Origin of the sequence: Brevibacillus sp. HB1.3, from assembly GCF_013186635.1 — a bacterium.
GTDB lineage: Bacteria > Bacillota > Bacilli > Brevibacillales > Brevibacillaceae > Brevibacillus > Brevibacillus brevis_D.
Genome location: NZ_JABMIT010000010.1, coordinates 205,177 through 228,435 on the forward strand (window position 1 = coordinate 205,177; position 23,259 = coordinate 228,435).

33 protein-coding genes are annotated in these 23,259 nt (G+C 47.3%); 23 read left to right on the top strand and 10 right to left on the bottom strand.

The annotated features are described in order from the left end of the window. Positions 1-50: 50 nt before the first annotated feature. The 12 genes from HPY31_RS21980 (at position 51) to HPY31_RS22035 (ending at position 9,644) form a co-directional block, all read left to right on the top strand. Entirely contained in the window at positions 51-2,006 is a 1,956-nt protein-coding gene (locus HPY31_RS21980; RefSeq protein WP_172142452.1) for a BglG family transcription antiterminator, read from the top strand. Continuing rightward, on the top strand, positions 1,981-3,126 hold the full coding sequence (locus HPY31_RS21985) for an amidohydrolase/deacetylase family metallohydrolase (protein WP_172142453.1): 1,146 nt from the start codon (positions 1,981-1,983) through the stop codon (positions 3,124-3,126). Before HPY31_RS21980 ends, HPY31_RS21985 begins: the two co-directional genes overlap by 26 nt. Before the next feature lie 104 nt (positions 3,127-3,230). Continuing rightward, positions 3,231-3,488: a hypothetical protein gene (locus tag HPY31_RS21990; RefSeq protein ID WP_253901899.1), complete on the top strand. Its 258-nt coding sequence runs from the start codon at positions 3,231-3,233 to the stop codon at positions 3,486-3,488. Positions 3,489-3,520: 32 nt separating this feature from the next. Next, entirely contained in the window at positions 3,521-3,883 is a 363-nt protein-coding gene (locus HPY31_RS21995) for a glycine-rich SFCGS family protein (protein WP_172142455.1), read from the top strand. Between the two features lie 3 nt (positions 3,884-3,886). Continuing rightward, the gene (locus HPY31_RS22000) at positions 3,887-4,225 is read left to right on the top strand and encodes a DUF4312 family protein (RefSeq protein WP_172142456.1); all 339 of its coding nucleotides are present in this window, start codon (positions 3,887-3,889) and stop codon (positions 4,223-4,225) included. Between the two features lie 21 nt (positions 4,226-4,246). Next, positions 4,247-5,035 (top strand): DUF4311 domain-containing protein, encoded by a 789-nt coding sequence (locus HPY31_RS22005; protein WP_015891458.1) that lies wholly within the window; start codon positions 4,247-4,249, stop codon positions 5,033-5,035. After that, positions 5,035-5,685 carry a DUF4310 family protein gene (locus HPY31_RS22010; RefSeq protein ID WP_172142457.1) on the top strand — a complete coding sequence of 217 codons (651 nt, stop codon included), beginning with the start codon at positions 5,035-5,037 and terminating at the stop codon, positions 5,683-5,685. Before HPY31_RS22005 ends, HPY31_RS22010 begins: the two co-directional genes overlap by 1 nt. A gap of 41 nt (positions 5,686-5,726) precedes the next feature. Further along, a complete protein-coding gene (locus tag HPY31_RS22015; RefSeq protein ID WP_172142458.1) occupies positions 5,727-6,842 on the top strand; it encodes a DgaE family pyridoxal phosphate-dependent ammonia lyase in 1,116 nt (371 codons plus the stop codon). Positions 6,843-6,847: 5 nt separating this feature from the next. Next, positions 6,848-7,570, top strand: a complete 723-nt coding sequence (locus HPY31_RS22020; RefSeq protein WP_172142459.1) for a KDGP aldolase — start codon at positions 6,848-6,850, stop codon at positions 7,568-7,570. Between the two features lie 33 nt (positions 7,571-7,603). Continuing rightward, positions 7,604-7,861 (top strand): HPr family phosphocarrier protein, encoded by a 258-nt coding sequence (locus HPY31_RS22025; protein WP_172142460.1) that lies wholly within the window; start codon positions 7,604-7,606, stop codon positions 7,859-7,861. Positions 7,862-8,205: 344 nt separating this feature from the next. Next, positions 8,206-9,210 (top strand): aldo/keto reductase, encoded by a 1,005-nt coding sequence (locus tag HPY31_RS22030; RefSeq protein WP_172142461.1) that lies wholly within the window; start codon positions 8,206-8,208, stop codon positions 9,208-9,210. A gap of 20 nt (positions 9,211-9,230) precedes the next feature. Then, positions 9,231-9,644, top strand: coding sequence for an SRPBCC family protein (locus HPY31_RS22035; RefSeq protein WP_172142462.1), 414 nt, complete (start codon positions 9,231-9,233; stop codon positions 9,642-9,644). A gap of 125 nt (positions 9,645-9,769) precedes the next feature. On the opposite strand, the gene HPY31_RS22040 is transcribed toward HPY31_RS22035, so the two are convergent. The 5 genes from HPY31_RS22040 to HPY31_RS22060 all read right to left on the bottom strand — a co-directional run bounded on the left by HPY31_RS22040 (position 9,770) and on the right by HPY31_RS22060 (position 13,221). Then, positions 9,770-10,465 (bottom strand): DUF4386 domain-containing protein, encoded by a 696-nt coding sequence (locus HPY31_RS22040; RefSeq protein ID WP_172142463.1) that lies wholly within the window; start codon positions 10,463-10,465, stop codon positions 9,770-9,772. Between the two features lie 162 nt (positions 10,466-10,627). Then, complete coding sequence (locus tag HPY31_RS22045) at positions 10,628-10,972, bottom strand: YkgJ family cysteine cluster protein (protein ID WP_172142464.1); 345 nt, start codon at positions 10,970-10,972, stop codon at positions 10,628-10,630. A gap of 288 nt (positions 10,973-11,260) precedes the next feature. Next, positions 11,261-11,809, bottom strand: a complete 549-nt coding sequence (locus HPY31_RS22050) for a GNAT family N-acetyltransferase (RefSeq protein ID WP_172142465.1) — start codon at positions 11,807-11,809, stop codon at positions 11,261-11,263. A gap of 74 nt (positions 11,810-11,883) precedes the next feature. After that, positions 11,884-12,375 carry a GNAT family N-acetyltransferase gene (locus HPY31_RS22055; protein WP_172142466.1) on the bottom strand — a complete coding sequence of 164 codons (492 nt, stop codon included), beginning with the start codon at positions 12,373-12,375 and terminating at the stop codon, positions 11,884-11,886. 171 nt (positions 12,376-12,546) lie between these two features. After that, positions 12,547-13,221 (bottom strand): O-methyltransferase, encoded by a 675-nt coding sequence (locus HPY31_RS22060; RefSeq protein WP_172142467.1) that lies wholly within the window; start codon positions 13,219-13,221, stop codon positions 12,547-12,549. A 613-nt stretch (positions 13,222-13,834) separates the two neighbouring features. Here HPY31_RS22060 and HPY31_RS22065 point away from each other — a divergent pair. Next, a complete protein-coding gene (locus tag HPY31_RS22065) occupies positions 13,835-14,308 on the top strand; it encodes a YhcN/YlaJ family sporulation lipoprotein (protein WP_087349986.1) in 474 nt (157 codons plus the stop codon). Between the two features lie 136 nt (positions 14,309-14,444). Here the strand turns inward: HPY31_RS22065 and HPY31_RS22070 are convergent, their stop codons facing one another. Next, positions 14,445-14,681 (bottom strand): hypothetical protein, encoded by a 237-nt coding sequence (locus HPY31_RS22070; RefSeq protein ID WP_016743588.1) that lies wholly within the window; start codon positions 14,679-14,681, stop codon positions 14,445-14,447. Positions 14,682-14,860: 179 nt separating this feature from the next. On the opposite strand from HPY31_RS22070, the gene HPY31_RS22075 reads away from it, so the two are divergent. After that, positions 14,861-15,835 (top strand): bile acid:sodium symporter family protein, encoded by a 975-nt coding sequence (locus tag HPY31_RS22075; protein WP_172142468.1) that lies wholly within the window; start codon positions 14,861-14,863, stop codon positions 15,833-15,835. A gap of 198 nt (positions 15,836-16,033) precedes the next feature. Beyond that, on the top strand, positions 16,034-16,285 hold the full coding sequence (locus tag HPY31_RS22080; protein WP_172142469.1) for a YolD-like family protein: 252 nt from the start codon (positions 16,034-16,036) through the stop codon (positions 16,283-16,285). Between the two features lie 82 nt (positions 16,286-16,367). Here the strand turns inward: HPY31_RS22080 and HPY31_RS22085 are convergent, their stop codons facing one another. Continuing rightward, positions 16,368-16,601, bottom strand: coding sequence for a hypothetical protein (locus HPY31_RS22085; protein ID WP_172142470.1), 234 nt, complete (start codon positions 16,599-16,601; stop codon positions 16,368-16,370). 177 nt (positions 16,602-16,778) lie between these two features. Between HPY31_RS22085 and HPY31_RS22090 the strand changes: the two genes are divergently transcribed. Together HPY31_RS22090 and HPY31_RS22095 are read left to right on the top strand one after the other, a co-directional pair. Beyond that, positions 16,779-17,333 carry a GNAT family N-acetyltransferase gene (locus HPY31_RS22090; protein ID WP_172142471.1) on the top strand — a complete coding sequence of 185 codons (555 nt, stop codon included), beginning with the start codon at positions 16,779-16,781 and terminating at the stop codon, positions 17,331-17,333. 1 nt (position 17,334) lies between these two features. Continuing rightward, a complete protein-coding gene (locus tag HPY31_RS22095) occupies positions 17,335-18,387 on the top strand; it encodes a P1 family peptidase (protein ID WP_172142472.1) in 1,053 nt (350 codons plus the stop codon). A gap of 64 nt (positions 18,388-18,451) precedes the next feature. Here the strand turns inward: HPY31_RS22095 and HPY31_RS22100 are convergent, their stop codons facing one another. Then, complete coding sequence (locus tag HPY31_RS22100; RefSeq protein WP_015891438.1) at positions 18,452-18,637, bottom strand: hypothetical protein; 186 nt, start codon at positions 18,635-18,637, stop codon at positions 18,452-18,454. A 72-nt stretch (positions 18,638-18,709) separates the two neighbouring features. After that, a complete protein-coding gene (locus HPY31_RS22105; RefSeq protein ID WP_172142473.1) occupies positions 18,710-19,717 on the bottom strand; it encodes a glycerophosphodiester phosphodiesterase family protein in 1,008 nt (335 codons plus the stop codon). A gap of 164 nt (positions 19,718-19,881) precedes the next feature. Between HPY31_RS22105 and HPY31_RS22110 the strand changes: the two genes are divergently transcribed. Further along, positions 19,882-20,127 carry a hypothetical protein gene (locus tag HPY31_RS22110; RefSeq protein WP_172142474.1) on the top strand — a complete coding sequence of 82 codons (246 nt, stop codon included), beginning with the start codon at positions 19,882-19,884 and terminating at the stop codon, positions 20,125-20,127. 19 nt (positions 20,128-20,146) lie between these two features. Beyond that, entirely contained in the window at positions 20,147-20,497 is a 351-nt protein-coding gene (locus HPY31_RS22115) for a DUF952 domain-containing protein (RefSeq protein WP_172142475.1), read from the top strand. 3 nt (positions 20,498-20,500) lie between these two features. Here the strand turns inward: HPY31_RS22115 and HPY31_RS22120 are convergent, their stop codons facing one another. Beyond that, positions 20,501-20,716, bottom strand: a complete 216-nt coding sequence (locus HPY31_RS22120) for a hypothetical protein (RefSeq protein WP_016743595.1) — start codon at positions 20,714-20,716, stop codon at positions 20,501-20,503. Between the two features lie 124 nt (positions 20,717-20,840). Here HPY31_RS22120 and tlp point away from each other — a divergent pair, with 124 nt between their 5' ends. The 4 genes from tlp to HPY31_RS22140 all read left to right on the top strand — a co-directional run bounded on the left by tlp (position 20,841) and on the right by HPY31_RS22140 (position 23,214). Next, positions 20,841-21,059, top strand: a complete 219-nt coding sequence (tlp, locus tag HPY31_RS22125) for a small acid-soluble spore protein Tlp (protein ID WP_015891433.1) — start codon at positions 20,841-20,843, stop codon at positions 21,057-21,059. Positions 21,060-21,198: 139 nt separating this feature from the next. Beyond that, complete coding sequence (gene mnmA, locus HPY31_RS22130; protein WP_064199254.1) at positions 21,199-22,311, top strand: tRNA 2-thiouridine(34) synthase MnmA; 1,113 nt, start codon at positions 21,199-21,201, stop codon at positions 22,309-22,311. A 21-nt stretch (positions 22,312-22,332) separates the two neighbouring features. Next, entirely contained in the window at positions 22,333-22,662 is a 330-nt protein-coding gene (locus tag HPY31_RS22135) for a hypothetical protein (protein WP_016743597.1), read from the top strand. 39 nt (positions 22,663-22,701) lie between these two features. Beyond that, on the top strand, positions 22,702-23,214 hold the full coding sequence (locus HPY31_RS22140) for an ACT domain-containing protein (protein WP_015891430.1): 513 nt from the start codon (positions 22,702-22,704) through the stop codon (positions 23,212-23,214). Positions 23,215-23,259 lie beyond the last annotated feature (45 nt).

Below are 23,259 nucleotides of genomic sequence, written 5' to 3' on the forward strand. Positions count from 1 at the left end.
TATAATAAATCTCAAGCAAGGACACAGCTTTTTATGGAAAGGAGAAAGGAATGGTCTTTTTAACCACACGTTCCCATGCATTACTGAAGGTGATACTCGACAGCTACTATCCGCTGAAAATTAAGGACGTCGCGCGCGATTTCCAGGTAAGCGAACGCACCGTCAAGTACGATCTGGATAACGTCAGGCAATGGTTAAAGGAACGAAATGTCATCCTCCATTCTCAACCGAATAAAGGGCTGTGGATCACGGAAGAACAAGAGCATCGAAATGCTTTGAAGGAAAATTTGCAAAGGGATGACAGCAAGACGCTTATTCTGCCGCAAAAGGATCGGGTCAAGCATTTTTTGTTCATTCTTTTGCTGTCGGAAGGGTATCAGCGAATGAACGATTTGGCCGACCATATGGGGGTTAGTCGCAATACCGTCGTTGCCGATGTGAAGGACGCGGAAAAGCTGCTCGATGGCTGGCGTCTCGAGCTCGTCACGAAGCAAAGGTACGGTGTGCGCGTAGACGGGAGTGAGCGACACAAGCGGTATGCCCTCGAAAACTTGATTCACGATCTGTTGGATGGAATCGACATGTATCGGATGGTACAGGGGATGTTTTTAGAAAATGGACAAGAAGCGAGAACGGGTCCGTTGTTGGAGAAGTGGCTGATCAGCCGTGCAGAATTAGGGGGGATTATTCACAGCATCAAAGCATGGATGAATGCTGCTGCGGAGACGCTGGCAGACCGAGCACTGATTAGTTTACTGATTCGCTTATGCATTGTCGTCCATCGTGTACAACGAGGTCAATTGGTCACGGCGGATGATGCCGAGCTGGGGGAAGCGAGGCATTGGAGCGGATACGAGCTGTTTTCACACGAGGTTCGAGCATTATGTCAGCGATTGCACGTCGATATTCCCGAACACGAGATTGCGTATGCGTGCCTTCCGCTGTTAGGGACCGAACATGTGCCAAGAGAGGCGCGAGCAGGGAGGATTGTTTTGGACGTTTTCCAGGCAACCAAAGAACTGACGGAAGCGGTTAGTAACCGGATGCTGGCACCGTTGCACGAGGATCAGGAGCTGATGAGACTGCTTTTTGCTCACCTGGATGACAGTTTGAACCGTTATCGCCAGGGAGTTCTTTTTGCGAATCCACTGACAGAGGAGATTCGCCGTTCATACGCACGCATGTTTGATGCAGTCAAACGCTCTTGCGAAGAAGTGTTTTGGCAGCGCGGGGTCTATTGGCTCGATGCAGACATTGCTTACTTTGTCCTGCATTTCCAAGCGGGATATGATCGCTGGCTGGAGCAGAAAAAGGCAGATGCGCTCGTTGTTTGCGGAACAGGCAGAGGGACTTCTCGGTTTTTGAAAACGTACCTCGAAAGCGAATTGCGTTCACTTCGGGTCGTAGGCCTGTGCTCCAGCACAGAGGTAGAAAAGTATTTGGCGAGTCGTCGCGTGGATGTCATCATCAGTGTTCTGCCGATCAAAGCCGAGGTGCCTGTTGTGATCGTCAGTCCTCTTCCAACGCGCCAAGATATCAACCAGATTCAGAATTGTCTGGAAACCTTGCAAGTGGAGGGAGGAGTTCGACAGCAGACTATGAATGGTCGCAAGGAAGCTTGGTTTCCCACGCTGGCTACTGATCTCAATCCATCAGATTTGCCAGTGGTGGAGAGGCTGTCTCAGGATGTCATCTGCAAAGGGTATGAAATCAGTCAAAAAATCGTGACTGCTTTTCGTGAGTACGTAACGGAACAGACGGCAAGTGGACTGACGCTGCACCTGCTGCTGATGGTGAATCGATTAGCTTTTGGTTCACCCTATCAGGAGGAGTGGGAATCGTTGGCTGAGGCAGAATCAAAAGAATGGAAGGCATGGCGTGAAAAGCTGAACCAATTGTTGGCTGAGTCAAACCTCCAAGTTCCGTCTAGTGAAGTGACGGCCATCATGCGCTATTTTTCAGGAAAGGGGACGGTAGAGAGTGACAGTGGATCTACTCATACGTAACGGACGGGTCATTGATCCTTCCCAGAACTTGAACGGGGACTATGATATTGCTATTCGGGAAGGGCGAATCGTTGGGTTGTATGAGAAAGGGAAGACAACCGACGATCAAGGGATGTATCTGGAAAGCAAGGAGACGATCGAGGCAGAGGGATATGTGGTGACGCCCGGTTTGATCGATCTGCACGCTCACGTTTTTCCGACAAAGACGAGTTTGGGCATAGCCGCGGATCGGGTCGGGGTCGAGCAAGGAGTGACAACCGTAGTAGATGCTGGCAGTGTCGGGCTATGGTCGTTCGATGCTTTTCTTGAAGAAGCAGTGCACCCTTCTGTTACTCGTGTTCTGGCATTTCTGAACATTTCAGGGGATGGCTTGTGCACAGGTGGTGGGGAGCTCGCAGACATGTCGCGGTTAACCCCGAGAGAAACGGTAGCCCTTATCAGAAAACAGCCGATAATACGAGGAATAAAAGCCCGCATGAGCGGTTCTGTTGTCAAGCAAAACGGGCTTCAACCCTTGCTCGTAGCCAAGGAAGCGGCGAGGGAAGCGGGCGTACCCATAATGGTGCATATCGGAAACGCTCCGCCAAAACTCACGGAAATATTGCCTCTGCTAGACCGAGGAGACGTGGTGACACATGCGTTTCATGGGAAAAAAGGAGGGATGTTCGACGAACGAGGCGAGTTGATTCCAGAGGCACAAGACGCATTGGAGCGGGGAGTCTTACTCGACATCGGGCACGGCGAAGCGAGCTTTAGCTTCCAAACATTGCGTCATGCGCAGGCCCAGGGTATTACACCACATGTCATTAGCACGGATGTTCACCAGCGTAACATCGATGGTCCTGTGCACAGCCTGACGCACACACTCACGAAGTTTCTCGCTATGGGCTATGCGTTCGATGAAGTGATCGCGGCGAGTACGTATGCGCCCGCACGAATTCTCGGGTTGGAAAACGAGATCGGGACGTTGAAAGTAGGGGCATGCGCGGACGTATCCATTTTGCAGCTCAAAAAAGAGCGGACAATTTTGACGGACAGTGAACAAGAAACGATGGAGACAATGCAAAGAGTAGTGGCTTATCAAGCGATTACTTCTGGAAGGGTACTGACATGCAAATGATTGATGACATTCTCAAGGAACTGGCTGAGACAAAACATGAATATATATCTGAAATTTCTGAATGCAGACGAATTCTCCGGAAAATTGAAGAGGAGTTTCGTCTCATGGAAATTCATATACCGCGAGATCGCTGGCTGGCCATTGGGGCTCATGTGCTGGCGTTTGTACGCCGGATGACAAACGGTGAAAAGCTGCCTGTGATTGAAGTGGAGTTATTCGCCGAAATTCATCCCGATATGGTTAGGCTCTCGCACAAAGTCCTCGCGGAAGAAAAGGGGCCGTGGCAGGTAGATGATACAGAGGCGTTTCTATTGGCGGTTCATTTTGAAGCGATCCGTGCTATGCAGATGGGGCCAACTTAAAACATTGCTGTAAATATAGGGAGGTTTTGCATATGTCTAAGGTAAAAATCGTGATTGGGGATCGTCTCGGAAAAGGACAGAACATCGCAAAAGGAATCGAAGCTGCTGGTGGAACCGCGATCGTCATTCCAGGTGTTGGTGCGGATATGAAGGTAGGGGATGTTATGGTCAGTGAGAGTGCAGACTTCGGGCTGTCTTTTTGCGGAAGTGGTGGGGCTGGGGCACTGACAGCCAAGACCAAGTATGGTTTTCCAGTCGAGTACGGCTTGCGCTCAATAGATGCTGGGGTTACTGCCTTGCGTAGTGGCAACAAAGTGATTGGTTTTGGCTTCATGGACACAGAAGAGCTGGGCAGACGCATGGTGGAAGAATACATCAAGCTGGGAGGGAAGTAATTCATGTACACGGAGACGACGCAGACCTTTCGATTATCCGGCAGTGGCGATACGAAAGAAGGAGCCTTTACCAAGATTTTTTCCCAAATCAAGCATGTAGTGGCCAGACAAACGAATGATTTGGTCGTGCGAATCGAACCTGTAGGGGTTTCCATTGTGTCTGCGACAGAAATTGTGAAGCATGAGCGATTTTTGGGTTTGCTTTTCCCCCGTAAACGGATGCGGTATGACATCACCGTAGATATTCAAGTGAGGTTGGGTCTGGTCCAGGTAGAAAACATAACGTTTCGGCAGCAGACCGAGACGACAGCGGGTATGGGGCAGTTGGTTCGTCAGCGATAGAAGCAGACAGGGGGTAGCTTTATGGTTACATTGATGATTGTGTTGAAGTCGATCGTCATCGGGGCATTGGTCGGCTTCGGGGTTGGTGCGGGGGCAGCGAGGATGTTCCATGCACCCAATGTCCAAGGCATGGGAGCATTCCGGACTTTTGGAGAGCTGAACGCATGTGCTGGCGATCCCATTTCCCACTTTTCATTTGGTCTTGGCTTTTTGTTTAACGCATGGGCGTCTGTTGTTGGTGCGGGTGCATTGACGCAAGATGTCGATCATCGCGTCATCCCGAACTGGGCGGCGGCATTGTTGCTCTGGCGCAACAAGAATGTCGCAGAAACGTTGCACAATCCGAAACAAATGGCGATTGCCGGAGCAGCAGTCGGTGTCGTTGTGGTCACTGTGTTGAATTCCACTGCAACGGCAATTCCCGAATCGATGCAGCTCGTAGCGACGAAGGTACTGGTCCCGGCTGCGAACTGGTTGATCAACCCGATTATGCCGATTGTGTTCTGGATGGCGGCGATGGATGCAGGCAAACGGACGGGGATTTGGGGAACGGTCTTGGGGGGATTGTCGCACTTGGTCATGGGGAATGCAGTGCCTGGAATCGTCTTGGGGATTTTGATCGGTAAAGGTTTGGATGACAGTGGTTGGAACAAAATTACCAAATCCATGTTTATTGCAGTCATTCTTTTGTTTGTATTCAGTGGCTTCTTCCGCGGTTTTGATGTCGCGCTCTTGAAGAGTATGTACGTGGAAATTCCACAGTGGTTGATAGAGCTACACGAAACATTCGGATCGGTGGTGAAAAAGTAATGGGTGAATTGCAGGCAAAAGGGTTTTGGTATTCAGAATGGGCATTTCCCCTTTTTGTGGCGTGCTTGGCTTCAGGAATCTTTGCGGGTACTCATCTTTACTATGTGTATCATGTCGGGGCCTTTAACGATATCGCCATCGTTGCGATGCTCGAGGCGGGGATCAAGGGGGGCGGATATGGTGCGGCTGCCGCGTTTGGTGCGAGCTTTTTGTTTGCACGTATTTTGGAGGGACCGTTGGTTGGGATTCTCGATATTGGAGGCTCGTTGCAAACCGGTATTGGGATTGGCGTTCCAGCGTTGATGCTGGGAGCGGGCTTTACAGCTCCGTTGACTTCTTTTCCTTTGGCGTTGGCGACAGGTGCGCTCTTGGGCTTTATCATTGGTACCGTGATTATTTTGATTCGGAAGTATACGATCAACGCGTCGAACTCCACCTTTGGTGCCGATGTCATGATGGGAGCCGGAAACGCAGCAGGTCGTTACTTAGGTCCATTGATCATTATTTCAGCGATTATGGCTTCGATTCCAGTTGGACTCGGTGCAACAGTTGGAGCAGCGATTTTCTACTATTACAACAAACCAATTGCGGGTGGTGCGATTATCGGGGCTATGATCCTCGGCGCCATTTTCCCGATCCCGACACAATGAGGGAAGAGCGAAGCCGTTTTTACAGGAGGGATGCGTAAACCATGGGAATCTATCAGCAGCTAGGGTTGAAGCAAGTCATTAACGCAAGCGGTAAGATGACGGCATTGGGTGCGAGTGCCGTCCATCCTTCTATCGCACAGGCCATGGGAGAAGCCGCCATGGATTATGTAGAAATCAGCGAGCTGATGATTGTGGCGGGTCGTCATGTCGCAGAGGCGACCGGGGCAGAAGATGGTTGTCCTACCTCTGGAGCAGCTGCGGGCATTGCCATTAGTGCAGCGGCTGTCATAGCTGGTTGCCATCTGAGTTTGATCGAGCGGCTTCCTTTTTCCGAAGGGATGAATAACAAGATCATCATCCAAAAAGGACACGCCGTGCATTTCGGTGCTTCCGTTCAACAGATGATTGCACTGGGCGGAGGGAAAGTCGTAGAGGTCGGGCATGCCAATCACGTAGAAGCAGACCATTTGCGAGAAGCCATTGATGATCAGACCGCAGCACTGCTCTATGTCAAATCTCACCATGCGATTCAAAAAGGGATGCAGTCGTTAGACACGATGATTCAACTCGGTCGGGAGTTTGGACTTCCTGTCATTGTAGACGCAGCGGCGGAGGAGGATCTGCGGCGTTACGTGGCGATGGGGGCCGATCTCGTCATCTACAGTGGTGGAAAAGCCATCGGAGGCCCCACGTCTGGGTTTATCGCAGGTCGTGCCGATCTGGTTGCCGCATGTCGCGCGCAATATAAAGGCGTTGGTCGCGCCATGAAGGTAGGAAAGGAAGCCATTGCGGGTTTACTTGCAGCGCTTGGACAGTACGATCCCGAAAAGCAAAATGTTACCGAGCAGCGCAGGCGAGTGGAGTGGCTGGCAGGAGAACTGAACAGCTTGGCTGGTGTGAAAGCAGGGATCGCACAGGATGAGGCTGGCAGGGAGATTTATCGTGTGCAAGTTCAGCTTGACGAACGAGTGACGGGAATGACGGCTCGCGAGCTTACACGCCAACTCGAGCAAGGAAATCCAGCTATTTTTACCCGTAACCATTATGTGAATACGGGTGTGATCGCCTTTGATCCACGACCGTTTCATGAAGGGCAAGAACACATCATTGCAGCACGAATGAAGGAACTGCTGCAAAAACAGGGAGAAGGAGAATAACAAAAGTGGGCACACAAAAAATTCGTTTAAACGTTTTGGCACGGGATGTAGAAAACGCAAAACAAGTATGTGCCGTGGCTGACGGCCGCGCTCTGATCGGGATCATGGTCAAAGGATTTGCGTCCGTAGAAGCAGCAATAACGGCTGTTGAACAATACCAGCAAGCAGGTGTACCCGTGTCTGTAGGGCTGGGCGCAGGTGATCCTACGCAATGGAAAAAGGTCGCTGAAGTCGCGGTGCAGACTCAACCGGATCACGTCAATCAAGTATTTCCGGCAGCAGGCTATACGCTCGGCGGTCTACAGGCAGTCGGCAACTCACATACGATCGTGAATGCATTAATTGCCCCCGGTGGGCAACCAGGAAAGGTTCAAGTCACCACGGGACCAATGAGTAACAAATTGCCAGAATTGCTCTCTTGCGATGCAGCCGCCGCGATGCTGGCGGAGATTGGCGTACACTCGGTCAAATTTTATCCAGTCGACGGGTTGGAAAGGCTGAATGAAATCAAGGCGATGGCAGAAGCAGCCGTACGTTACGGGATTCCCGTTTTTGAGCCGACTGGGGGGATCGATGCTGCTTCGATTCGACCGATTGTGGAGGTGTGCCTTGCAGCTGGTGCCAAGCAGGTGATCCCACACATTTATACATCGATCGTCGACAAGGAAACGGGATTGACTCGTTTGGATCAGGTAGAAGAACTGCTGACGGCTATAGAAGGCCTGTAGCTATTTTACGAGAAAGGGATAGGAGTGAATCAGATGAGAGAGAGACAGGTCATCGTCCAGTTGGCACAGGGATTACACGCGCGTCCGGCTACTTTGTTTGTGAAAGTAGCAGCATCTTTTTCCAGTGAAATCGGATTGAACAAGGAGGAGAAGAAGGTGAATGCCAAGAGTATCATCGGCGTCATGTCCCTCGCTGTGTCGAAAGGACAATCAGTCGTCTTGACTGCGGATGGTATCGATGCAGAACAGGCGTTGGATGCGTTGGAGCGCGTTTTGGTAAGTGTGGAGTAAAGGGGAACGACAATAGGTGATGCACCATAAAAACGGGTTCTTTCGTTAAACAACATCAGCGTCAGTGTAAGACTTTATTAGGTCTTACACTGACGCTTTTTCTTTTATTGGATCAGACTAAAACATTGTTATCATCAGAGATTTCGTTTCATTCGAACCCCAACCATCGTAGAAAATGGTTACTTCCAGGTTCCTACTGTACTAAAAAGTGCGTTCTTTTCTTTGATGAGGCTATATCACATAATGAGTCTCAAGATGATCATCACCTTTGAAGAAGACGATTGTATCGTTCAAAGGATGTCATCGATACGAAATATACTCACTTCTTTAGGAGGAATTCATATATGAAGAACATTTTGCAGAAGAAACAACTTGGTTTTGGTACGGCTCCGCTGGGTAATATGTTCCGCAACATCCCGGAAGAAGAAGCACTGGCTACCGTCGATGCTGCTTGGGAGAATGGCGTCCGTTACTTTGATTCTGCCCCATTCTATGGTGCCGGCTTGGCCGAGCTTCGCCTGGGTGAAGCCCTTGCGAAACGTCCGCGTGACGAGTATGTGTTGAGTACGAAAGTTGGGCGTATCATCCTGGATGAACTGGAAGATCCAACCTTGCGTGACTTGGGTGAAAAAGGCGGACTGTTCGAATATGGTCGCAAAAATAAGATCCACGTGGACTACAGTGAAGACGGTACGCTTCGCTCGATCGAGGACAGCCTGAAACGGTTGCAGACCGATCGCCTGGACATCGTCTACGTGCATGATATCGCACAGGACTTCTATGGCGACGAGTGGCTCTCTCACTTTGAAACTGCGCGAAAAGGTGCCTTTCGTGCCCTGACTCGGTTGCGTGAGGAAGGTGTCATTACGTCGTGGGGCCTCGGGGTAAACCGTGTAGAACCAATCGAGATCGCGATGGCATTGGATGAAGCACAGCCGGATGCCTTCTTGATGGCTGGTCGCTACTCCCTGCTTGATCATGACCGAGCTTTGCAACGCGTGATGCCAAACGCCGCAAAAATGAATGCCAAGATTATTGCTGGAGGGCCGTACAGCTCAGGTGTATTGGCCGGAGGTACCCACTTCGAGTATCAGAAAGCATCGCCTGAAATCATGGCAAAAGTCGATCGCATCAAAGCGATTGCCAATCGTCACAACATTAGCGTCAAGGCTGCTGCGCTGCAATTTGTGCTTGCAAACCCAGCAGTTGCTGCCGTCATCCCTGGTGCGAGTCGCCCGGATCGAATCACGGAGGACGTAGCTGCGATGAACGAAGTGATTCCTGCAGCCTTCTGGCAGGAAATGCGTGAACAAAAACTGGTGGCGCAAGACGCTCCACTACCAATCTAACGAAAAAAGGGGTAATTAACATGGCAAACACAATGGCAACGATTAAAATCTCTGCTTCTCCTGATCAAGTGTGGAAATTGATCGGTGGATTTAACTCACTACCGGACTGGCTTCCTTATATCCCAAGTAGCGAAATGAGCGAAGGGGGACGGGTGCGTCGGTTGGAAAACCCGGATGGTGATGTGATTATAGAGCGCCTGGTGGGCTTTAATGAAAAAGAGCGTCATTACACCTACTCCATTATGCAAGCACCCTTTCCTGTGACCAATTATGAATCGACGATCCATGTTCGTGAGAATGGTGGCAACGGAACGCTGGTGGAATGGTCTGGCGAATTTACACCGGTAGGGGTTAGCGACGATGAGGCTATCAAGCTGTTCCACGGAATCTATTCAGATGGTCTGGAAGCATTGAAAAAAGCATTTCAAGCTTAAGCAGTTGGAACGGATAGTAGAGCAAAAGGTCAACTGACAAAAATAGATAAGGCAGTCGCGGTGTAGAACATAGCAAAGTGTTCTACACCGCGGCTGTTTTTAGGGGAAATTGCTTTTCATTTTTATTAGGATACAGAATCCCGTACCGATGGGGTGAATCCTTTTATGATTAACCATATAGCCAAAACCAATTGTTGAAAGGCTATTGGAATGTTCAACATCATATAGGTTGTATCCAGACCGATGAAGCGAATCATAAATAATAAGCTAGCCAATATAGACAATGTAGATCCGATAAGACCCCAAACTGACAACCAACGTGGAACTAATTGTGTTTGATAAAATACGCAGGTGAACAAGAGCATGGCCAACGCGAATGCCAGTGTCGTTGCCACATGGTTCACCAAATCACGTCCTTCCCGTAACAATCCACCCAGAGTCTGAAAATACGATACATGCAAAGTTCCGATTTTTGCAAACTCGTGGCTTACTGTCAATAGCAACAGAAGAATGATTACACCAAGAATAATAAACACACCCGCAATGATGCCAAAAGCAACAGATCCTAGAGCTAACCCTTTATGGTGCTTACTTAACAAGGGATACATCAAAAGAGGAATACCAACATAGGCAACAATCATTAACAATTGGAAAAACGCTCCTAGTAGTACCTGGTTCTCATTTGGAGAAGCCATGACAAGGTAGTCTGCTCCATCTATTACAGGTACAACACTACATATACCCGTAATCAATCCGGCTATTAATAACACCCCAGTCATTATTGCAGACCTTCTACCTGCATTTGTACTCTTCCTCAACATAATTTGCCTCCTTCTTATACACTACCGTTGGCGGATGAAGGGATGCTGCCTTCCTCGGCATTTTTTTCGCGTACCAAGTGTAGAGGGTAAAGAGGAATATAGTTCAATGAGGCAGTCTATAACATTAATATTCAGTTGAGTTCCATGATTTGCTCCATATCCTTAAAAATGCTTCCACGTAAAATCAATACTCAAGTACCCAATCGGTTTCTCCTTGAAGGTCAGCGCTGCTTTTTTCGCCAATTCCGGTTTACGAAAACAGACAAGGTCTTTGTGATATCCAAAGGCGCGACACACTTCCGGTCGAACGCTATGAATGCCACACTGATCGTTTTGCATGTCGTAGAAGATGCAAGTCCCAAACATTCTCGGTTGATTTTTTAGATCGTCACGGAGTTTATTTGGAAGCGCTTTCAATTTCTTGTGTATCATTTTAACTTCCTTTTCTGTTACGGGAACAGGCCCACAGCACAATCCTTTACAGCCTTGGCAAGGCAAAGTATTCATATCATCTACAACCTTTCGTCATGTGATGTGTACTAGAAAAAACAAAAAAGATGATCCTGATTAATTCAGGAGATCATCTTAGGAACTACCGCATTCAATTGTGTGGGTGATCCGAAAATTCGGTAAGAAAAAACTGTACTTCTATTATAGCACATGTAGGAAGATTTTGACGAATGCTTTTCGAAACAGTCGAGTTGGTTTCGAACTGTACGATGCTCCGGACGGGTCCATCACCGGTCATCCAAGATCTGGGAAGTCATTGACGGAACAAGCCCCATTTTTTCTTGATTATTTCGTCAAAACATACAACCACTCACCATTGCACTCTTCATCGTCCCAAGTCAAGCCTTCTAAGACGCGTTCAAACGAAAAACCGAGCCGCTCGATGATGCGCACCGATGCTTTATTGTCTGGGTGTGCTTTTGCGTACAATCGATCCAATCCGATTACATCAAATGCGTACGCAGTAAGAGCGGAGGCAGCTTCAAAAGCGTAGCCGTTCCCCCAATAATCTCGTCCGATTAAATAATAGAGCTCTTTTTCCGGAGCAAGAAAATCGAGAACGCCAACACCACACCAGCCAATGAACCTGCCAGTAGCCTTTTCGCGTATGGCCACAGAATATTTAAAAGGCTGGTCAAAAGGGGTGTCATAGCTGCCTCGTAGCCAGTGAAACAAACGCTTGTAGTTTTCCAGAGGCATAACGGCCATGGGCAGGTAGGTAAACAACTCTGGGCTTTGCATGAGTTCAAAAGATTCCATTAAATCAGCTTCTGCGTACGGACGAATGATGAGGCGTTCGGTTTCTAGGTGCAGGTTAGATATCGTTTCTTGCATAGAAGATCCCTTTCGATTTTGAAATGATCGCTGGATAGAAAGAGGGGAAGCGCTTAAGGTAAGCGCTTCGGATCTCATGTGTGTTTGATCAGAATGAGTTCTTCCACTTCTTCGCTTCGTGCTTCTGAAAATGCCCGATCTACACCGAAAGGCTGAAAACCGTTTTTTTCTAACACACGAATGGAGCCGATGTTGTCATGGGCGACTCGCGCATATACAGGACGTAGTTCGAGTTCCTCTAAAAAGAGAGTAAGTGCATTTGTCGCGATTCCTTTGCCCCAAAAGCTTTTGTCTATCCAGTATCCAATTGTAGGTAAGCCAAACAGCTCAAAGCACGAAACATTACCAACAATCTGCCCATTCAAGAGAATAGCTCTTTTCACAATCGAATCATTGTTCAAAATCCTTGTCCAATGAGCGATGAAACCGTCCTTATCTTCAGGATCCTTGACAGTAAAAGCAGCCATCTCATGAGCGGATTTGTCCAATTGCTGGGTGAAAAATATAGGGAGATCTGCCTCTGTTACTTCTCGCAAAGTAAGGGACTGATCACATAATGGCTCCAAGGAAAAGCACCTCCAAATACATCAGCTACTCTCTCTTCACCAACACTTTGATAATCAACGACAGTACCGTGAGAACCAAAATGACATTAGCGATGAGCATAATGCTAGGTAAATCAAGCCTAAACAAGATGTACACACTCCTACTCGTTACAACCTTTGAAAGTGAAAAAACTAGTTCTCCTCAGTGACAAGCATGATCGCAAAGCCATCATAGCCCTTGCTGCCAACTGTCTGTACAACGGTTCCACTGACACGCTTTTCTTCAGCTACCAAATCGGTGAATTGACGTACGCCGACAATATTGGGATCCGTGCTTGTTTCGTCCACGACTTGACCACTTCGTACAACGTTATCCGTGATAATCACAGTACCTTTGCGAGAGAGCTTTAATGCCCATTGAAAATAGTCGGGGTTTCCTTTTTTATCTGCATCAATAAAAATAAGATCAAAAGGCCCTTGATTTTCTTTGTGCAGTTGGATGAGAGAATCCAAGGCAAGGCCAACCTTCACTTCTACGATCTGATCCAGTCCTGCGCGGGTAATGTTCGCTTGTGCAACTTCTGCATGCTTTGGATCATATTCAAGAGTAATGAGACGACCGTCCGCAGGAAGTGCGCGGGCTAGCCAGATGGTACTGTATCCACCGAGAGTGCCAATTTCCAAAATCGAACGAGCGCCTTGAATCCGTGCTAACAGATGAAGGAATTTACCTTGATTGGGTGCTACATCAATAGCTGGAAGACCTGCAGCTGCGTTCTCTTGAAGAACTGTGTCTAGAACGGAATCGGCTTCCAGTAGTTTATCCGTAAAATAGTGATCGACTGCTGTCCATTGCTCTCTATTCATGGTCTCAACTCCTCAAGAATTTACAGGGATATCATAACACGATTAGCAACTTCTGGCTGGCTTTTTTGTAACAATTAACACACTTCAGCGGAGGGATTGTATGGTCGATCAAGCTTTATAGGTAAGATTTTCACCTGTTACCATTATTTTCGCATAGCGTAAACGCTGAATTTTCATGATAATAGAAAAGTAATCCAAGCTAACTAGTATAATCCAACCTTGGGGATTCTATTTTACGCGTCCGACTAATTGAGGCAGTCAAAGTCGGCGCCATTTTTTTGTTCCATCTATAGGTAAATGTACCTATTATTGATCGTTGTCAACAGAAAACAAGTCCTATATGATTATATCATTCACGTATGACATACGCGTACTACCCCGTACGCCCCAACCACTTTTTTGCTGGTTGGGATTTTTTTTGTTCCGATTCATATCCAGTTATCTCCTATCGCGTTTCGATGCGATTTTTAATATCCTTGTACATAGGACTTGAAATGTTCTTGGGGTCCGCGGTGACTCAAATTATGCAGAGGAGTCACCGCTTTTTTTTTACATACTTCCTCCGTTCAAGGTCAAGCTAGTAACAGGTGATCTTGGTCAGGAGGTGTTTTGTGTGCGCGCAACTTTCGTGGTGCTGACACTGGCTTTTGCTTTAACCGTAACGGGATGTACCAAGCAATCAGGTACGGAAACGAAGAAATCTGGTACAGAAACGAAGCAAAAAGCGGAAGCGGAGCCGTTGTGCATGCCTGTTCCCGTCAGACATTATCAATGGGAAGAGCGAGCGAGATCGATTACGGCTAGCGTGAAGGGCATAGACAAAATCGTGGTTGTGCAGATCGATAAAGAGCTCGATGTGGCTATTCAAGTAACGAATTTTAATCGGTTCAAGCTGGAATCGATTCAAAAAGAAGTCGGAAAGAAATTAAAAGAGGCCTTCCCAGATGCCAATATTCATGTGACAGCTGACAAGCGATTGTTAAAAGATTTGCAAAGGCTGAGTGACGAACGGTGGCCAACCGATGTAAAAGAGGCATGCCAGAAGAAGAAATCCTTAAAAGAAATTGAAAAGAAAATGAAGGGCTAGCCGATTTCCCAAACCTCACACACTGCATGGGTAGAGTGAGGTTTTTGTCGTTTGATTTGACAGAATGATGAATAGAAAATAAAGGTTCTGTAATCAATGAACAAAGAAGGACTCCCTGTTTGGGAGTCTATATCAGCTAGTAGTGATCACGATCGTAATGATGAGCGCGCTCTCGATCTCGATGGAGATCGATGCCGCGTAATTCGCCCTTGGCTTTTTCCACAAGGACTTGATAATCTCTTACCACTTCCGTCAAGGTCGTAATGGATTCCTTATAGTCGGGATCATTACAGATTCCATCTATCGCTCGATGGAGGTGATACATCTTATCTTCGGTTTTTCGGATAAACTCTACCCAATCCATTCCGTTCATAAAATACCTCCTTTCCGTCATAGGCTTTACTCGCATGCGCGAAAGTATGCAAGGTGAAAATGCGAATAAAATGATGCGTATGCAATCTAATAATGAACTTTGGTCTTGTAACGATAATCTGTTCATGATAACATACCTCACATCACTAGCATCAAAGGACGAGACTTGAGGTGTATCAAATGAATGGGTTAGCCAAACTGAATCGATTTCTTGAGAAAATCATGCCCATACTAACGCCGAGTAGTGTTGCTATTGGCGTAATAGCAGGGACACATTTGCAACCGTTTGCTTTTTTGTCTCCTTGGGTGTTTGCCTTCATGACATTTACCGGCAGTCTGGGTTCAGGATTTAAAGAATTTGCAAAGGTACTGACCAGACCACTCCCTTTAATTGTCAACTTGTTGATTCTTCATGCACTTATGCCGCTTGTTGCCTGGTCAATGGCTCGGTTGTTTTATCCAGATGATATCCATGTCATCACGGGCTTTTTGCTGGCGGCCTTAATTCCCACAGGGATCACGAGCTTTTTGTGGTCATCGATTTATTTCGGGAACATCGCCCTGACGCTCTCTATTATATTGTTGGATACGATGCTCTCACCATTGATTGTTCCGTTGGGGATGTCCTTGTTTTTAGGGGCAACCGTCGAGATGGATTTGGCAGAACTGATGAAGGGTTTATTTTATATGATCGTGTTGCCTTCGCTAGTTGGTATGCTGCTCAATCATTTGTCAAAAGGGAACGTCAAAAAAACGTTGGCACCCAAATTAGCGCCCTTTTCGAAGATGGGAATGGGTGTTGTCGTCGCGATCAACAGCTCGATGGTTTCGTCTTACTTTCATATGTTGGACGCTAAACTGGTGGGAATGGCAGTCCTTGTACTGGTAGTAGCCATTTTAGGTTATTTGATGGGGTGGGGGATCGCAAAGCTGTTCGGGTGGGAGCGCGATGTGATTGTTACGTTAACGTTTAACAGTGGAATGCGAAACATTAGTGCAGGGGCAGTAATGGCGATCACGTACTTTCCAGCGCCTGTTGCTCTTCCGGTTGTTCTCGGTATGCTTTTTCAGCAAATACTCGCTTCTACCTTCGGAAAGTTTTTGGAGCTGGTCGAGAAAAGACCGCAACCTCAACCACAGGAACTATCAAGCTAAAAGGAAGAGCCGTTTTCCAAAACCACTGGGAAAACGGCTTTTTTCTTGGTACAACCTGAGCTACCTACTTACATGGCGATAGGAGTGGCTAAAAAAAGAGTTGCGAACTTATGTTCGTACTCACTATAATGTAAGTACAATTTCCCACACAAGATGAGGATTTGATCCAAATGTTCGTAAGTAGGCGGGTGGAAAAGCGTGGCTAACGGCAATCTTGAAGTAACGCACGAAGAAAGAGAGGCATTTATGTACATGCTGCGAGATTCGGGTAGAGAGAATTATCCCTTAAATGTGAGCTGGTGTGTGTCCTTTGAGGGGGAGCGGGGGAATACATGCAGCATGTGGGGTGTGGTCAAATGGGTAGACCCGAAGGCGAGACGTGTTCAATTAGCGAACCAAACGGGGAGTCAATGGATCGAGATGGAGAAAATTATCAGTGTACATGCATAGGGGTATGTACGGAGACCTTACATGAAAATCGACTGCATTCTCTCCACTTCCTTTTTTGACCCAATGATTGGGTCTTTTTTTCTTATGTACCTTTCTTCGGATATGGCTTCGCATCCGCTTGAAACAACTTGCTCACCATTCCATAAAGACGACCTGGCATGTTAGGAAAAACAAAGGAGTATTCATTCGCTCCTTGATTCAGCAAAACGATCGGTGCTTCCACGATGTAGGGGATTTTCATTAAATCGAGCATCTTCTTATATTCTTCTACCTTGGAATGGTTGACCGTATAATAAAATGATTTAGAAAAATTCATACGAGCACGCTCCTTTTCCTTATTGTAGCATATCCACAGTTTGGCGCATAAATGAACATAATAAATGTTATGTAAACACATTGTGGTTTCCTTTCTCTTTAGGAAGCGAGAAGATTCACAAAAACTTCTACCTATGATAAAATAAAAGACCTAAATTTTACCAATAGGAGAAAAATAATGATAATTAGCCAGCGACTACTTTCTGTGAACGGGTTATCCTACACGATTCGCTCTGCAATGGAAACAGATGCACAACAGTTGTCGGACCTTCGACTGCAAATCGATGGGGAGACTGAAAATTTGGACAGAGAAAGAGGAGAGGCTTTCATCGATGTGCAAGGATTCGAAGACATCATCAAAACGGATGCAGAGAGTCCAAGAAATTTGTTTTTAGTGGCTGTTGTTCAAGATCGAATTGTCGGGTTTTCCAGATGTGCAGGTGTTTACTTAAACAGATTTGCGCACAAAGTAGAGTTTGGTGTTTGCGTATCACAAGATTTCTGGGGTTATGGCATCGGGAAGAATCTCTTGCAAGAATCGGTTGCCTGGGCAGATGCCAACCACATTACCAAAATGACGTTGAATGTGATGGAAACGAATGAGAAGGCAATCGAGCTATACAAACGGTTTGGTTTTGAAATCGAAGGGGTACTCAAAAACGACAAAGTTCTTTCTGATGGCAATTACTACAACACCATTATTATGGGAAGATTCAAAATGACAGGAGCGTAACATGACGAGAAAACGAGCGAGAGAATGTGGCATATTGATTGGGACGGGGATCCCAGGTGCGTATAATGCAATTACGGATGTAAAAGGAGTGAGGGTCGGACACAAAACAATTAACAAGGAAGACGTTTGTTCGGGTGTCACGGTGATCGTTCCCAACGACGGATATTTGGAGGGGCAGCATTTTCCTGCTGGCTTTTTCTCCTTTAACGGTACGGGAGAGTTTACGGGAAGTCACTGGATAGAAGAGACGGGTACGCTGGTGACACCCATCGTGTTTACGGGAAGCCATCTGCTAGGGTTGGCACACCATCATCTTGCTCGTGCGACGAGAAAAATCGAGGGACTTGAACCGTTTTCTAACGGAATCGTCGCGGAGACATGGGATGGTTGGTTAAGTGATCTCGAAAAGACGCAGATTCAGTATGAAGATTTGGAAGAAGCGATTGTAGAGGCTCGTACAGGACATGTCGAGGAAGGCAATGTGGGCGGAGGTACCGGGATGATCTGCTTCGAATTCAAGGGAGGAATCGGAACCTCTTCACGCATCGTCGAGACTGAATGTGGTACTTTTACTGTCGGGACATTGGTGCAGACGAATTTTGGCAGAAGACAGGATTTGAATGTGAATGGTATTCCCGTGGGCCAGCTGATCTCCGAGAATGAAGTTCCTTTGCCGTGGGTAACGCCTGAAAATGATGGTTCTTTTTTAGTCACAATTGCGACAGACGCGCCTCTCTTGCCGACACAATGCAAGCGCATTTCCAAGCGAGCGTCACTCGCGATGGCACAACTCGGCGCGATAGGTGAGGAGGGCAGCGGTGATTTCTTTCTGACCTTCTCCACAGGAAATTGCTATTCATATGGCGACGAGCAAATGAGCACAGTGAAAATGTTTCCGTCCGAACAACTGGATGCACTGTTTGAAGCAGCGATCGAAGGGGTCAAGGAAGCGATTCTGAACTCCATGTTGATGGCGGAAACGATGCAAGGTCAGAAAAACAGAACCGTACATGCATTGCCACTGGATCGTTTCGTAGAAATCATGTCTCGTTAAATGAAAAAACTCCGCTTGCGGTTAGCGGAGTTTTGTTGTCTGATCAATTGTGTTAAACATTTGTTTAACTGCTGAAGAAGCTACGGCTGGAGCGCTTTCTTTTATAATGAGAGCTGCCGTAATGGGAATGTCCGTACCGATTGCTGGAGCTGTACTTTCTACGATGTTTGTAATCGCTGCTGCTGTATTTCCGGTGCTTATGCGAAGATGAGTGATTACCGAGTAAATTTTTTAAAAGCTTCTTGAGCATATCAATCACTCCTAGTTAGGTTTGAAGTCTATTTCGTATAAGTATATACGAATATGTTGGAGAACTGTTTCATTATTTTTGTACGTTTTCGTGAAAAGCTGGACCGATCAGATCGATCCGGTTCGTCCATATTCCACCTGTAAAACTTTCAGGCACCCGTTTTAAATCATTCGGGACATCAAAGCCTTGTGACACCTCGCCACTGCCTGCGACTAGGATCACGCGGGTGTCTTTTGCTTCCATTCTTGCCATGAACCGATTCGGCCAACCCCAGAGCCATGGGGCAATCTGATCAGGAATATGTAGCTGGGTTTGTGCACAGGCTTGTGGTACATATCCGGACCAACCTGCAGCGATGTACGGGATCAGGCAGCTTTTCATTGTCGCCATAGACATCACACGCAGTTGGGGCAGTTGTTGTTTCAAGGTCTCGATAGGCTCGTCACCGCCATAAACAGAGAGCTGTGCCAGTCGTTTTGCTGGCAACGTCGCCAAAACATCCGCCAACGCTTTCCCCTCGAGTGGATCATTGCTTTTGATATGGATAAGCAGCGAGCGATTAGGGAATGTTTGTAGCACATCATCGAGAGCGGGCATCATGCCTATCCCTTTTCCACGGAAGGGGAAGGTATTCCCATCATCCGCTGTATAATGGTAGCCAATGTCGAGCTGTTGTAATTCGGCCAAGGTATAATCTCTTGTGACCCCGGTACCATTTGTCCGACAGTCGAGCGTCCAGTCATGAAACACAGCGAATCGATTGTCTTTGGTCCATTGTACATCGAGCTCAACAACGTCCGCGCCTGCATCAAAAGCCGCCTGCATGGACGGAATCGTATTTTCCAGGTACGGATGCTCCGGTGGATAAATCCGTTCCGCCGTACAAGTTTCGTTGGTGATGTTCTCCATATGGAAGGTTTGCGCCATTCCCCGGTGAGCAAGTAAAAAAGGCTCGCCTTCTGGCTCTTTTGCAAGATAAGAGCTGTTACTCAGAAACAGGAAAGCGATGAAAAGAAGGGGAATCCAGATGCGTTTTCGCTGGAACCATTTCTTTTGTGGTTGATTTCGTTGTTTTGACATGATGGAATACCACCCCTTCCTTAAAATACTCTGTTCATTGTAGCAAAACGCAAGGGAGGAAGGTACATGCTTTGGGAGTAGGGCTAGGGGCTTGGCATCATTCGAAAAGACTGGCACAATAGACGGAAGATAAGATGTATCCTGGAAGAGCAAGGGGAGGTTCCATGAAAATAGCTTTACATCAAATCGCTTATCAGATCGGCATGCACCCAACTGAGATGGCGAAGCTTGTCTACGAGGGTGAAATAACGGGAGAGGTACCTGACCGCAATCCGCAAGCGAAGGATGCCTGGGTAGATTTGCACTCTCTGCGTAACTTCATTCAATGGCGATACGATCAGGGGCAAATGGAGCAAATGTTCTATGATAAAGCTATGCGTCACCTGAACAAAGCAATGCCCAAAAAATAATCGAATGTGGGGGAGAAGCATGCAAGACTCTATCATTTACTGTATGGTACCAAAAACATATTGGGAAAAGTGGATGGACAAAGACTACTACTTACCGCGCGATTACGAGCAAGAAGGCTTTATTCACGCGACAAAAGGGGACGAGCTGCTTGAAAAGGTAGCAAACCGCGTCTACGCACAGTTTGGCGAGGAGTTGTATGTACTCGTTGTCGATGAAACGGAAACGACTTCGGAAGTCAAATACGAGGCTGCGAAGGATGGATTGCTGTATCCGCACATCTATGGACCGCTGAATCAAGAGGCGATCGTGGATATAAAGCAAATGAATCGGATAGACGGCCAGTGGCGTCTGGGAACATCTATCCGCTAATCTCTACCATTTAAACCATTTGAGTAGCGCAAGCACTTCTTGACGCTTGGCCTCAGGTAGCTTGTCGAGTCTGCGCAAGAGAAGATCGATTCGCATACGCTGTTCCACTTCGGATTCAGGTACCTTTTGTCCCTTCACCCATTGTCGCTTCAGGCGGACGGGATCGGTATCAGAGATGATCCGAAGCAGCTTTCTTTCCAACAAATCTAAGGAAGCCATAGGTGAAACCCTCTTTTTCGTTTAATCCGTTTCTTCTATTATAACACGGGTACATAAAGAAACCATGATTGGCGCACAATGGTAAAGGTGTTGAATATAACCCTTTGTAGGAGGCGTATCGATTATGGCGAAGCCGGATGACCGTTCTGACAACGCAGAAAAGCTCCAACAGATGATTTCCAATACGGAAGAGAACATTCGTGAGTCCGAAGATTACCTGACGGCTCATGCTGGAGAGATTTCTGCAGAGGAAAAAGCAAACCTCGAAGCGAAAAATCATCGTCGTGAAGAAAGCATCGAGGGATATCGCGCGGAAATCAAGGATGAATCTACGCAGGCATAACCTTGCTACCAAACGTCTGGCGCCAACGATGCGTCAGGCGTTTTTTCATTCTATCGGGCAAAAGTGCAACAAAACATGATTTGTTTTGCGAAACATGGTAATCTGTAATGGTACAAATTGAATAAGAGGAGAAAGACTTATGAAGCGACCAGAAGATACACGCGTCGTTGTCGGCATGTCCGGCGGAGTCGACTCCTCCGTGACGGCTTACCTGCTTAAGCAACAGGGATATGACGTCATCGGCATCTTCATGAAAAACTGGGATGATACCGATGAATTCGGCCACTGCACGGCGGAAGAAGACTTCCAGGATGTCCGGCGCGTCTGTGAACAGATCGGCATTCCATATTACACGGTAAACTTTGAAAAAGAATACATGGACAAGGTATTCCAGTATTTTTTGGATGAATATAAACGGGGACGTACACCGAATCCGGATGTCATGTGCAACCGTGAAATCAAGTTCGGTGAGCTTCTCGCCAAGGTGATGGATTTGGGGGCGGATTATATTGCTACCGGCCATTACGCGCAGGTCAAGTACATTGATGGCGAGTACAAGCTGATTCGTGGCGCTGACAACAACAAGGACCAGACTTACTTCTTGAATGTATTGGGCCAAGAACAGCTTTCCAAAACGATGTTCCCGATTGGTCATCTCCCGAAACCGCAAGTAAGGGAGATCGCAGAAAAAGCTGGACTCTATACAGCGAAAAAGAAGGACAGTACAGGGATCTGCTTTATTGGGGAGCGCAACTTCCGCGAGTTCCTGCAAAACTATTTGCCAGCCAAACCAGGAAATATCGAGACCGTAGATGGAGCAGTCATCGGTACGCACGACGGGCTGATGTACTATACATTGGGTCAACGACAAGGCTTAGGGATTGGCGGAGGTCATGGTACAAGCGGACAGCCTTGGTTTGTTGTAGACAAGGATCTGGAACGGAATGCCCTGATCGTTGGCGAAGGCTCTGATCATATCCGTCTGTACTCGAAGAGTCTCTTGGCGACCAACGTGAGCTGGGTGAGTGATAAGAAACCATCCGAAACGTTTACTTGTACAGCCAAATTCCGTTATCGCCAGCCAGATCAGGGAGTAACCGTTCACCTGCTGGAGGATGGCAACGTAGAAGTTGTATTTGATCAGCCGCAAAAAGCAGTCACGCCTGGTCAGGCTGTTGTCTTCTACGATGGGGAAGTGTGCTTGGGTGGAGGTACGATTGACAAGGTACGCTTAGTCGATAAAGAGAACTAAGATAGACGGGGGAAGCACTCGGTGGATGCTACGAAAAAATCAAAAGTGATTATCGTTTCATTTTTGGCGGGAGCGGTTCTCTTGGCGATCATCTCTTATTTCGGGATGGCCTCCATGGGTAAAGAGCATATGGCGACGATCCAAAACGTCATCAAGGAGAACGGCGGGGTTGTAAACGCGGATGGAGTGACAGCTGTTCCGCTGGAGGAAAGTCCTTTTACCAACGGCGGAAAAGGCAATACCATCTACCGTATCTACTATACGAAAGATGGGCAAACGTTGACGGCTTGGTATCGTGCTGATAACGAATCCTCCATCAAGAAAGAGCCGGAAGCATGGATTCTGCCGTAAAAACAAGGATAAACCTGACTGGGAGAGTGAAGGCATCACATGACCCAATATGCTGGATTGCGTGAACTTGCTGAACTGATTCGAAGACTCGAGCCAGAGTTAGCGGGTGCACAATTAAGTATTCTTGCTCATGAAAATAAAGAGGAAATCGCAACATTGCTAGTGGAAGGACTCGGGACAAAGATTCCTGTCCAACACAGCTCTGGCGAATATGCGAATCATTTGGCGATTTTGCGTGTAGGAGCGAACAAGTACACCTTTGCGCAAGATTGGAGAGAAGTGTACATCAGTGAAATCAATTACTGCGCGTGTCGCATACCTCCAGGGGCCCACGGATTGTTGGTTCGCCATATCGACTATCCAGGCGTGATTTATGATGTCTCACGAAAACTGGCCGAGTATCAAATCAATGTTTCCAAGTTGAATGTATCCCGCGAGCAAAAAGGGAAGAATGCCCTGCTTATCTCTGTGACTGATGAAGAGATTACACCAACGATTGTATCTGCCATCGAAGAGCTGCCCCAAATCACCAAAGTGTTATCTCTACAGTAAGCGAATCATGGTAAACAAAAACTGCCCGTTGTTAATAGCGGGCAG